Origin of the sequence: Pseudomonas sp. HMSC066A08 (assembly GCF_001813025.1) — a bacterium.
Taxonomy (GTDB): domain Bacteria; phylum Pseudomonadota; class Gammaproteobacteria; order Pseudomonadales; family Pseudomonadaceae; genus Pseudomonas; species Pseudomonas aeruginosa.
This window is the reverse complement of sequence record NZ_KV811362.1, coordinates 718-11,826: the sequence shown is the minus strand read 5'-3', so window position 1 is coordinate 11,826 and position 11,109 is coordinate 718. Positions and strand designations below refer to the sequence as shown.

9 protein-coding genes and 2 pseudogenes are annotated in these 11,109 nt (G+C 64.9%); 1 reads left to right on the top strand and 10 read right to left on the bottom strand.

Going from position 1 to position 11,109, the window contains the following annotated elements:
• Positions 1-163, top strand: a pseudogene (locus tag HMPREF2886_RS34450) (IS3 family transposase); the annotation flags it as partial.
• Between the two features lie 373 nt (positions 164-536).
• Here HMPREF2886_RS34450 and HMPREF2886_RS28210 read toward each other — a convergent pair.
• From HMPREF2886_RS28210 to HMPREF2886_RS28165, 10 genes and pseudogenes are all read right to left on the bottom strand, one after another.
• Positions 537-1,385, bottom strand: coding sequence for an alpha/beta fold hydrolase (locus HMPREF2886_RS28210; protein ID WP_070748794.1), 849 nt, complete (start codon positions 1,383-1,385; stop codon positions 537-539).
• Positions 1,378-2,586, bottom strand: coding sequence for an LLM class flavin-dependent oxidoreductase (locus tag HMPREF2886_RS28205; protein WP_033977578.1), 1,209 nt, complete (start codon positions 2,584-2,586; stop codon positions 1,378-1,380). Before HMPREF2886_RS28205 ends, HMPREF2886_RS28210 begins: the two co-directional genes overlap by 8 nt.
• A complete protein-coding gene (locus HMPREF2886_RS28200; RefSeq protein ID WP_033968296.1) occupies positions 2,583-4,193 on the bottom strand; it encodes an ABC transporter ATP-binding protein in 1,611 nt (536 codons plus the stop codon). Before HMPREF2886_RS28200 ends, HMPREF2886_RS28205 begins: the two co-directional genes overlap by 4 nt.
• Positions 4,190-5,026: an ABC transporter permease gene (locus tag HMPREF2886_RS28195; protein WP_079385282.1), complete on the bottom strand. Its 837-nt coding sequence runs from the start codon at positions 5,024-5,026 to the stop codon at positions 4,190-4,192. Before HMPREF2886_RS28195 ends, HMPREF2886_RS28200 begins: the two co-directional genes overlap by 4 nt.
• The gene (locus HMPREF2886_RS28190; RefSeq protein ID WP_256562602.1) at positions 5,023-5,418 is read right to left on the bottom strand and encodes an ABC transporter permease; all 396 of its coding nucleotides are present in this window, start codon (positions 5,416-5,418) and stop codon (positions 5,023-5,025) included. Before HMPREF2886_RS28190 ends, HMPREF2886_RS28195 begins: the two co-directional genes overlap by 4 nt.
• A gap of 636 nt (positions 5,419-6,054) precedes the next feature.
• Complete coding sequence (locus HMPREF2886_RS28185; protein ID WP_070748792.1) at positions 6,055-9,021, bottom strand: Tn3 family transposase; 2,967 nt, start codon at positions 9,019-9,021, stop codon at positions 6,055-6,057.
• 2 nt (positions 9,022-9,023) lie between these two features.
• Positions 9,024-9,584 carry a recombinase family protein gene (locus HMPREF2886_RS28180; RefSeq protein ID WP_003124096.1) on the bottom strand — a complete coding sequence of 187 codons (561 nt, stop codon included), beginning with the start codon at positions 9,582-9,584 and terminating at the stop codon, positions 9,024-9,026.
• 130 nt (positions 9,585-9,714) lie between these two features.
• Entirely contained in the window at positions 9,715-10,704 is a 990-nt protein-coding gene (locus HMPREF2886_RS28175; protein ID WP_003132006.1) for a DUF3330 domain-containing protein, read from the bottom strand.
• Positions 10,701-10,937: a broad-spectrum mercury transporter MerE gene (merE, locus tag HMPREF2886_RS28170; RefSeq protein WP_003132004.1), complete on the bottom strand. Its 237-nt coding sequence runs from the start codon at positions 10,935-10,937 to the stop codon at positions 10,701-10,703. The genes HMPREF2886_RS28175 and merE overlap by 4 nt, the downstream gene beginning before the upstream one ends.
• A pseudogene (locus tag HMPREF2886_RS28165) lies at positions 10,934-11,109 on the bottom strand (transcriptional regulator MerD); the annotation flags it as partial. The gene merE and the pseudogene HMPREF2886_RS28165, both read right to left, overlap by 4 nt.

Sequence of the window (11,109 nt, the reverse complement as noted above, 5' to 3'; positions counted from 1 at the left end):
GGAGCGCCTGTTCCGCAGTCTGAAGTCGGAGTGGATTCCGGCGACCGGCTACCTGACAGCCCTGGAGGCGCAGCGGGACATCAGTCATTACCTGATGCACCGCTACAACTGGATCAGGCCGCATCAATTCAATGTCCGGGATGGGTTGACCACTACACTCTGACTTCAGCCGGGGCGGCGGCCCCGCTGGAATGCCTTGAAAACTGGGGGCAGGTCATTCAAACCGGGCAATCAGGGATGGCGGGGCTGGTGGAGCTGAGGAGGTACTGGAGGGATGGAGCGCAACGGGTTGATTCGAGGAGTGTATGGTCAATTCAGGCAATGTCTGGTTTTCGGAGGCTAGTGACACGAGGGTTTGATAAACGACACATATAATTTAACATAATATACATTATGCGAATCCACAGGTATTCCAGGCTGCCCCGACCTCGGCATCTCTGCGAATTCTCTACCGGATTTCGTCTCCTTGCATTCCGCGATCCTTCGCCAGGGATGCGCCACGGTTCCCGGTCGCGGCAGCAACGCCTCAATCCAATTCAGATCCTGCCCAGCAATTCGCGCAGGTGCCGGTTCACCACCTCCGGTCGCTCCAGCATTAATTGATGGCCGCAACGCTCCAGCACCTCGAATTGCGAATCGACCAGCCGTTCGTGTAGTGCTCGTCCGCGCTCTGCGGGTGTCAGGCCGTCGCTGTCGCCGGCGAGGATTCGTACCGGCAAGCGCAGGCGGTCGAGTTCGTCCTCGGGCAGCCAGGTCGCCTGGCCGACCAGCGCCTTGAATACGTCCAGGCGATTGTTTCGGGTCAGCGCTTCCTCGTAGTCGATCAGCGCCGGATCGGCATCGGTATGCCAGGCGCGCTGGCGGAAGCCTCTGGAGAGCACTGGACGAAACCACTCAAGCAGCCAACTGGGCAAGGACAGCAGCCCGCCACGCGGCAATGGCCTCTGCAACTGGGTACCAAGCAGCAACGCGGCGTCCACCAGCGCACCCTGGCCGTCGGCCTGCAGTCTCAGTAGGCTGCTGAGGCTCAGGCCGGTGCCGAAGGAATGCGCGGCCAGGACGTTGCGCTCGCCGGCGAAACGACGCAGCACCTCCACCTGGTCGGCGACCAGTTCGTCCCAGGCGTAGTCCGCCGCGCGCCGGGGCTTGTCGCTGGCGCCGTGGCCGAGCAGGTCCCAGGCCACCAGGCTGTACCCCTCCTCCTCCAGCGCGCGCCATTGCTCGCGCCATTGATCCTTGTTGCCGCCGCCGCCATGGGCGAAGAACACCACGGTGCGTGGATAGCTGTGACCACGACTGTGGGCCAGGCTGATGCGCCGGCCGGGACGGATTTCCAGACTGTCGCCGCGTACGCGGGGTAGCGTCCGAGTCCAGTGTTCAGGCATATGGGGCGATCTCCTTCGAATGAGCCAGACCCAGGTGGTCACGCAGGGTGCGGCCCTGGTAACGATGGCGGAACAGGCCGCGTCGCTGCAATTCCGGCACCACCTGGTCGACGAAATCGTCGAGGCCGCCGGGCAGGTGCGGCGGCATGATGTTGAAACCGTCCGCCGCGTCGGACTCGAACCAGTCCTGCAACTGGTCGGCGATGTCCACCGCAGTACCGCTCACCACGCGGTGGCCACGAGCATCGGCGATCCGCTGGTACAGCTGGCGGATGCTCAGGCCCTCGCGCCGTGCCAGGTCCAGCAGTAGATGCTGGCGACTGACGCCGGACTCGGTGGGAGGCAGATCCGGCAACGGGCCGTCCAGCGGGAAAGGCGACAGATCGAAGCCGCCGGCCACATCCGAGAGCAGTGACAGGCCGACCGCCGGCTGTACGAGTTCGCACAACTGCGCACGGCGCTCCTCGGCCTGCGCACGGCTGGCGCCGAGGATCGGCAGTACCCCGGGCATTATCTTCAGGGATGCGGGATCGCGACCCAGCCGGGCGAGCCGGGACTTGATGTCGCGATAGAACGCCTGCGCCCCTGCCCGCTCGGGCTGGGCGGTGAACAGCAGTTCGGCGTAGCGCGCCGCCAACTGCTTGCCGGATTCTGAAGCGCCTGCCAATACCTGCACCGGTGCGACGCCGCGTCGGCGCCAGTCCAGGCGCACCCGCTGGAGAAAACCCTCGGCCAGGCGATAGCGGCAGGCGTGCTCGTAGTGGCGTTCGCGGCCGAAATTGCCGGCCTCCCGGGCGTTGCTCGATGTCACCAGGTTCCAGCCGCTGCGGCCGCCGCTGAGCGCTTCCAGGCTGGCGAAGGTCGACGCCACGTCAGCCGGGTTGTTATAGGACGAGGTGACGGTCGCCACCAGCCCGATGCGGCAGGTAGCGACCGCCAGGTATGCGAGCAGCGTGAGGGGCTCGAAATGCTCGGTGCGGGCCATTCGGCTGAGAGCGTCGAGATGTCCCGGGAGCATGGCCAGGGTATCGGAAAGGAAGATCGCATCGAAACAGCCGCGCTCGGCGCTGCGCGCCAGGGCCCGATAATGCTCGATATCGAGGCCGCCGCCAGCATGGGCGTGGGGATGACGCCAACCGGCCAGGTGATGCCCGGTCGCCATCAGGAACGCACCTAGCGCCATTTGCCGTGCTGCGCTCATGCGGGGGCCTCCGACCTGGGCTGCGGTCGCGCCGCCAGCAGCCGACGGGTGTAGTCGTGGATCGGCGCATGCAACACTTGCCGCGCATCGCCCAGTTCGACGATACGTCCGCCCTGCATCACCGCGATGCGATCACACAGGCGCGCCGCCACCTGCAGGTCGTGGGTGATGAACACCAGGCTCAGGCCCAGCTCGCGCTGGAGTTCCTCCAGCAGCGTCAGCACCTGTTGCTGGACCAGTGCGTCCAGTGCGGAGACGCACTCGTCGGCCACCAGCACCCTGGGCTGCACGGCCAGCGCCCGGGCGATGCCGATGCGCTGCCGCTGGCCGCCGGAAAAGTCGCGCGGATAGCGTTCGAAGGCCGCCTCCGGCAGGCCGACCTGGAGCAGCAGTTGGCGGGCCCGACGCTCCGCCTCGGCGGGAGGGACGCCGTGGGCCAGCGGCCCGGCCATGATCTGGCGGCCAATGCGCTGGCGCGGATTGAGCGAGGCGAAAGGATCCTGGAAGACCATCTGCACCTGCTGGCGCAGCGGCCGCAAGCGACGTTGCGACAGTGGCGCGAGGTCCGCGCCGTTCAGCAGGATCTGTCCGCTGTCCGGCCGCAGCAGGCGCACCAGGGCACGCCCCAGAGTGGTCTTGCCCGAACCGGACTCGCCGACGATGCCCAGGCACTCGCCCGGGCGCAGGCTGAAGCCGGCCTCGGCCAGCGCGGTGACGCGGCGCCGCCGCCAGAGCCCCTGGCGGCTGTCGTAATGCTTGTACAGGTCGCGCACTTCAAGCAGCGGATCGGTGTCGCGAGCGTAGCCGGGCGCGCTGCGCTGGCGCGGCTGGCGCGCCGCCAGCAACCTCCGGGTGTAGGGGTGGCGCGGGTAGTCCAGCACTTGGCGCAGACCGCCCTGCTCCACCGCACTCCCCTGCTCCATCACCAATACGCGGTCGGCGATGGCCTCCACCACAGCGAAGTCGTGGGTGATCAACAGCACCGCCATGCCTTTTTCGCGACGGATTCGTCGCAGCAGATCGAGAATCTGCGCCTGGGTGCTGACGTCCAGCGCCGACGTAGGTTCATCGGCGATCAGCAGTGCCGGCTCCAGCGCCAGGGCGATGGCGATCACTACCCGCTGGCGTTGACCGCCGGAGAGCTGGAACGGATAGGCGTGGTACAGCACTTCCGGCTCCGGCAGGCCGACGTAGCCGAGCAGCTCAAGCACCCGCGCGCGCCTCCTGGAGGCTGGCGCGACGCCATGGGCGCGCAGGCCTTCATCGATCTGCCGACCGATGCACAGCAGCGGATTGAGCGCGCTCATGGGCTCCTGGAAGACCATGGCGATGTCCCTGCCGCGCAACTGGCGCATCCCTTCCTCGCTGCGCCCGGCCAGATCCTCGCCGCGAAAGCGGATGCTGCCGGCGACCGGCCGCAGATGCTGCGGCAGCAGGCGCAGGATGGCGTTGGCCAGCATCGACTTGCCCGAGCCGGATTCACCGACCACGCAAAGCACTTCGCCGGCGTCCAGTTCGATCGACAACCCGTTCAGCGCACAGGGACGGTCGCCTCCCTCCGGCAGGTCGATGCGCAGGTCGCGTACTTCCAGCAGACTGCCGCTCATCGCCGACCTCCCTGTTCGCCGGGCGCTTGCAGGGCTTGCCGCAGAGCCTCGCCGACGCGCTGGACGGAAAGCACCGTGAGCAGGATCGCCACGCCGGGCAGCAGGCTCATCGATGGCGCATCGCGTAGCAGGTTGCGCGAGGCATTGATCATGTAGCCCCAGCTCATCGCCTCCGGGTCGCCGAGACCGAGGAAGGCCAGCGCGGCCTCGGTGAGGATGGCGGCGGCGAGGATGAAGGTCAGGCTTACCAGCAGCGGCGACAGCGCATTGGGCAGTATCTGCGCGAACACGATGCGCGCCGGCGACTGGCCGAGCACCAGTGCCGCCTGGACGAATTCGCGCTGGCGCAGGCTGAGGACCTCGCTGCGTACCAGGCGCGCCACCGGCGGCCAGGCCACCAGGGCCAGGGCCAGTACCACCGAGCCCACCGAGGGCTCCAGCAGGGCTACGAGGACCACCGCCAGCACCAGTTGCGGGATGATCTGGAAGCACTCGGCGATACGCATCAGCAGTTCGTCGATCCAGCCGCCGAAGTAGCCGGCGACAGCACCGACCAGCAGCGCCGGCAGCAACGTCGCCAGGCTCGCCAGCAGGCCCACGCTCAGCGAGGTACGCGCGCCGTAGAGCAGTCCGGTGGCCACGTCGCGACCGAGCATGTCGGTGCCCAACCAGTGGCTGGCGTCACTGAACGGCGGCAGCAGCGGGCGCGCCAGCATGTCCCAGGGCGAGGCCGCGCAAAGCCATGGCGCCAGCAGCGCGGCCGCGCCGAGCAGGGTCAGGAAGGCGCCAGCCAGCAGCGCGCCAGGGCGGGAGAACGCATGCATCGCGCTCATCGTGCCTCCCCGGCAACGCCGATACGCGGGTCGAGCAGGCGACAGAGCAGGTCGGTGAGGAAATTGAAAGCCACCACCAGGCAGGAAATCACCAGGAACACCCCCAGCAACAAGGCATAGTCGCGCTGGCTCAGCGCGTCGTAGAGCAGCCGGCCGATACCCGGCCAGGCGTAGACCACCTCGACCAGCAAGGCGCCGCTGGCCAGTTGGCCGAGCTGTAGGCCGGCGAAGGTCACCACAGGCACCAAGGCATTGCGCAGCACGTGGCCGAGCAGCACGCGGCTCTCCCCCAGGCCCTTGGCGCGGGCCAGGCGGACGTGCTCCAGGGGCAGGATGTCGAGCATCGCGCTGCGGGTCAGGTGCACATACATCGCCAGGGAGAGGAAGCTCAAAGAGGGGTCATGCCGAGATAAGGGGAAAATTCACTCACTTCCCCTCTATCCATATGATTAATATCACAATTTTAAAAAACCACATGGGTATCGCGATGCGGCGATTCTGACGTGTGTCACCCAGGTCGATCGCTGCTACACGGCGAGGAAAACATGGTTGGTGCCGACGTGGGTTACAGGTGTAGGAACAAACAGTTCCCTGATGCTTAGGAATGAGGTCGATTAACAACCTCAGAAGATCCTTCAGTTGAACCGGTCGCGGCAAATCAGGCAGCCGGAATGAATGATTCTATAATCACTCTATAATTGACTATAAAGACCGTCCTAGAGCGGCAGCTAGGCTGCTCCCTGTGACTTGAGGCTTCCCCTCCCTGTCAGACTTGTTTCGCACGTCTGGGTATTGCGCCCCCGCTAGCCGTTAGCAGCCTGGCATCCTCGTCTGGGCACTGGTTTGGACCGGCTGTGAGAGAATGAGGCTGGCCAGTACGACAACAATGCTGGGAGCAATGATTGGCCCATATGCCCAAAACCTATGGCACGCATTGTTCAGGGGGATGTTATGGACAAGCTCTACGACAGGCTGGTTTTGCCGAGAGGCCACTAGGGGTCGCCTCAGAAAACGGAAAATAAAGCACGCTAAGCCGGTTGCAGCGGTCGTAGCGGCCTGAACTTGCCCGCGCCGATCTTGGCGCTGCTGCGCCAGAGGTAATCGCCGGTGAGGTTGATGTGCTCCCAACCGAGCGGCGACAGGTACTGCAACAGCGCGTCATCAACGGCATGGCCGTTGCCACGCAGCGCGTGCGCAGCCCGTTCCAGATAGACCGTGTTCCACAACACGACGGCAGCCGTTACCAGATTGAGGCCGCTAGCCCGGTAGCGCTGCTGCTCGAAACTGCGGTCGCGGATTTCACCCAGGCGGTTGAAAAACACTGCCCTGGCCAGCGCATTGCGCGCCTCGCCCTTGTTCAGGCCGGCATGCACGCGGCGGCGCAGTTCCACGCTTTGCAGCCAGTCCAGGATGAACAGCGTGCGCTCGATGCGGCCTAGCTCGCGGAGCGCCACGGCCAGGCCGTTCTGGCGTGGGTAGCTGCCGAGCTTTCGGAGCATCAGGGAGGCCGTCACCGTGCCCTGCTTGATCGAGGTGGCCAGCCGCAGGATTTCGTCCCAATGGGCGCGGACGTGCTTGATGTTGAGCGTGCCGCCGATCATGGGTTTCAGCGCGTCATAGGCGGCGTCGCCCTTCGGGATGTAGAGCTTGGTGTCGCCCAGGTCGCGGATGCGCGGCGCGAAGCGGAAGCCCAGGAGGTGCATCAGGGCGAAGACGTGATCGGTGAAGCCCGCCGTGTCGGTGTAATGCTCCTCGATCCGCAAGTCGGACTCGTGGTACAGCAGGCCGTCGAGCACGTAGGTCGAATCGCGCACGCCGACGTTCACGACCTTGGTGTGAAATGGCGCGTACTGGTCAGAAATGTGGGTGTAGAACGTCCGCCCTGGGCTGCTCCCGTATTTCGGGTTGATGTGGCCGGTGCTCTCGGCCTTGCTGCCGGTGCGGAAGTTCTGGCCGTCCGACGATGAGGTGGTGCCGTCGCCCCAGTGCTCGGCGAAGGGATGGCGGAACTGTGCGTTGACCAGATCGGCCAGCGCCGCCCCGTAGGTTTCGTCGCGGATGTGCCAGGCTTGCAGCCAAGCCAGCTTGGCGTAGGTCGTGCCGGGGCAAGACTCCGCCATCTTGGTCAGGCCCAGGTTGATCGCGTCGGCGAGGATCGTGGTCAGCAACAGGTTCTTGTCTTTGGCCGGGTCGCCCGATTTCAGATGCGCGAAATGCCGAGTGAAGCCCGTCCATTCGTCCACCTCCAGCAGCAGTTCGGTGATCTTGACGTGCGGCAGGATCATTGCCGTCTGGTCGATCAGCGCTTGTGCGGTGTCGGGTACCGCCGCGTCGAGCGGCGTGATCTTCAAGCCTGACTCGGTGATGATGGCGTCCGGCAGCTCGTTGGCCGTCGCCATACGGTTGACGGTGGCAAGCTGTGTTTCCAGCAGCGTCAGCCGGTCGTTCAGGTACCGGTTGCAGTCGGTGGCCACGGCCAGCGGCAATTCGCTGGCCTGCTTGAGGCTGGCGAATTTCGCGGGCGGCACCAGGTAGTCCTCGAAGTCCTTGAACTGGCGCGACCCCTGCACCCAGATGTCGCCGGAACGCAACGCGTTCTTCATCTCCGACAGCGCGCACAGTTCGTAGTAGCGCCGGTCGATGCCGGTGTCGGTCATGACCAGCTTCTGCCAGCGCGGCTTGATGAACTCGGTCGGCGCGTCGGCGGGCACCTTGCGGGCGTTGTCGCTGTTCATGCCGCGCAGCACCTCGATGGCGTCGAGCACGTCCTTCGCGGCGGGAGCGGCCCGCAGCTTGAGCACGGCAAGGAATTCCGGCGCGTAGCGGCGCAGCGTGGCGTAGCTTTCGCCGATGCGGTGCAGGAAATCGAAGTCCTCGGGCTGCGCAAGCTTCTGCGCTTCGGTGACGCTCTCGGCGAAGGCATCCCAGGACATGACGGCCTCGATGGCGGCGAACGGATCGCGGCCCGCCTGCTTGGCCTCGATCAGCGCCTGGCCGATGCGGCCGAACAGCCGCACCTTGGCGTTGATCGCCTTGCCGGACGCCTGGAATTGCTGCTGATGCTTGTTCTTGGCGGCGTTGAACAGCTTGCCCAGGATGCGGTCGTGCAGGTCGATGATTCCGTCGGTGACGGTGGCCATGCCCTCGATGGCAAGCGCCACCAGGGTGGCATAGCGTCGCTGCGCCTCGAACTTGGCCAGGTCGGCGGGCGTCATCTGGCCACCCTCACGGGCGATCTTGAGCAGGCGGTTCTGGTGCACCGACCGCTCGATGCCAGAAGGCAGGTCGAGCGCCTGCCACGCTTTGAGGCGTTCGATGTGTTCCAGCATGTGCCGCGAATTCGGTTTGACGGGCGATTGGCGCAGCCAGGCCAGCCAGGTCGTTTTGCCGTTGTCCCGACGCTTGAGCAGATCGTCGAGGCGGCGGCGATGCGCGTCCGACAGCGGTTCGGCCAAGGCATCGTAGATGCGCCGGTTGGCGCGGGTGATTGCTTCGGCGCTCGCCCGCTCGACGGCGTTGAGGGCAGGCAGAATGACCGACTGCTGCCGCAGGTGCTCGATCAAGGTGCTGGCCAGCACGATGCCCTTGTCGGTCTGCAAGGCCATCTCGGTCAGCAACTGGACGGCCTGCCGGTAGTGGCCCATGGTAAAGGGCTGGAAGCCGAACACCGTTTGCAGTTCGACCAGGTGCTCGCGCCGGGTCTGCTCCCGCTGCCCGTATTCGTCCCAGCTTTCGACGCTGACCTTGAGCTGGTCGGCGACCAGTTTCAACAAGGGCGGAAACGGCGGCTCATCGACGCCCAGGATGACACCAGGAAAGCGCAGGTAACAGAGCTGCACGGCGAAGCCCAGCCGGTTGGCCGGGCCGCGCCGCTGCCGGATGATGGAGAGGTCGGTTTCGCTGAACGTGTAGTGACGGATCAACTCATCCTTGGTGTCCGGCAACGCCAGCAGGCTTTCGCGCTCGGCGGCGGACAGGATTGAACGACGTGGCATATTTACTGATCCGTTCTCAAGTATTGATACAGGGTTTCGCGACTGATTCCGAATTCACGAGCCAGCTTGGTCTTTTGCTCGCCAGCCTCGACACGTTGGCGCAGTTCGGCAATACGCTCAGACGACAGGGATTTCTTCCTGCCACGGTAGGCCCCGCGCTGCTTGGCGAGCGCGATGCCCTCGCGCTGCCGCTCGCGGATCAAGGCGCGTTCGAACTCGGCGAACGCGCCCATTACCGACAGCATCAGGTTCGCCATCGGCGAGTCCTCGCCGGTGAAGGTCAAATGCTCCTTAAGGAACTCGATGCGTACGCCGCGCTGGGTGAGGCCCTGCACCAGGCGGCGCAGGTCGTCGAGGTTGCGCGCCAGACGATCCATGCTGTGCACCACGACCGTGTCGCCTTCGCGCACGAAGGCGAGCAGCCGTTCCAGTTCGGGCCGCCGTGTGTCCTTGCCCGACGCCTTGTCGGTGAACACTTTATCCACCTGGATCTGTTCGAGCTGCCGTTCTGGGTTCTGGTCGAAGCTGCTGACGCGGACGTAACCGATGCGCTGACCGTGCAAGGTATCCTCCTGAGGGAAATGTGTCAGGAAGAAATCTATGACCCTTGACGGCGTATGTCAATCAATTCGGAAGGCAACTCTATTCTGACGATTTAGCGCCGGATGGTCTGACGCCAAGTTAGAGTATGCCTCAATCTGACGGTAGCGAGTCGCAGGCGTTCGGATCGGCATCGGTTTCGTTCCCTGTCTTGGCACGCGCTTCGAAGCGTTGATAACACTCCAACCCGCAGAAGTGCTCGACGTATTCCGCGCCTTCCGGGGTGAAGGCGGCATCGAGCGGGATTTCCTTGCAGCACACGCAGCAACTGGTGGTGGTCGAGTCACTTGCATTCATGGTGGCACCCCTCCATTGACTGACGAAGACGGCGAATGCCGCCGCCGGCATTGGCTTCGCGAACAGGAAGCCTTGTCCTGTGTCGCAGTCCGCTTGTCGCAATAGATCAAGACTCGCCGATGTTTCCACGCCTTCAGCCACCACATCCATGCCCAGCCCGTGCGCAAGCTGAATCACGGTGTGCACGATGGTTTGGTCGCGGCGGTCGTTGGCGAGCCCGGCGACAAACGATTGGTCGATCTTGAGCGTGCTGATTGGGCAGCACTTCAGATGTTGCAGACAGGAATACCCCGTCCCGAAGTCATCGGCGGCGAAGCGCACACCGATCTGCCGCAAGGCGTCCAGGGCGGGGAAGATCGCCGGATCACCAAACGCGACCGATTCGGTCAGCTCGATTTCGAGATACTCGGCGGGCAACTCGGCATCAGCCAGCACGCCCTTTACCCACCCGTCGAAGTCCGGTCCCACTTGGCTCGCCGAAACATTGACGGCCAGCCGGAACGGTCGCCATGCCAGCATTCGCCAGTCACGCATCTGGCGGCAGGCTTCGCCCAGCACCCAAGCGCCGATTTCAGGCATCAGGCCGGACGATTCGACCACGGGCAGGAACTGGCCCGGTGGCAATAGTCCAAGCGTCGGATGACGCCAGCGCAACAGGGCTTCCGCGCCGACAATCCCACCACTGCGCAGATCGACGACGGGCTGGTAGTGCAGTTCAAGCTGCCCGCGCTCGACCGCTTGGGCCAGTTCCGGCGTCGTCCATCCATCCGGCCGGAAAGCGCTCATTCTCTTTCCCTGAATGCCCGCAACGCCCGCGACAGGGACAGAAGGAACAGGCCGGTCAAACCGAGCGCCGCGATGACCCAATGCTCGCCGAGGAAAGCACCGGCGGTTGTGCCGGCCAGCACGACAGCGAGGATGGGCAGGTGGCAGGGGCAAGTCAGCACAGCCAGTCCGCCCCACAGGTAGCCGGTGATCGGTTTGTGCGTCTCGGACGGCAAGCGCTCGGGGTTGTTCATGGCAGACTCTCCGCGTGCTGTGCCGGCTCGGTCGGCATGGTGGCCAACTGCACCTCCAGATCGGCCAACGCTTCGCGCCGACGCTCGACGAACTGACGCAGCAGGGCAAGCTGCGCGGCCGCTTCGTCGCCGTCCGCCGCATCCAGCGCCCGGCACAGCCGCGCCAGCGCGT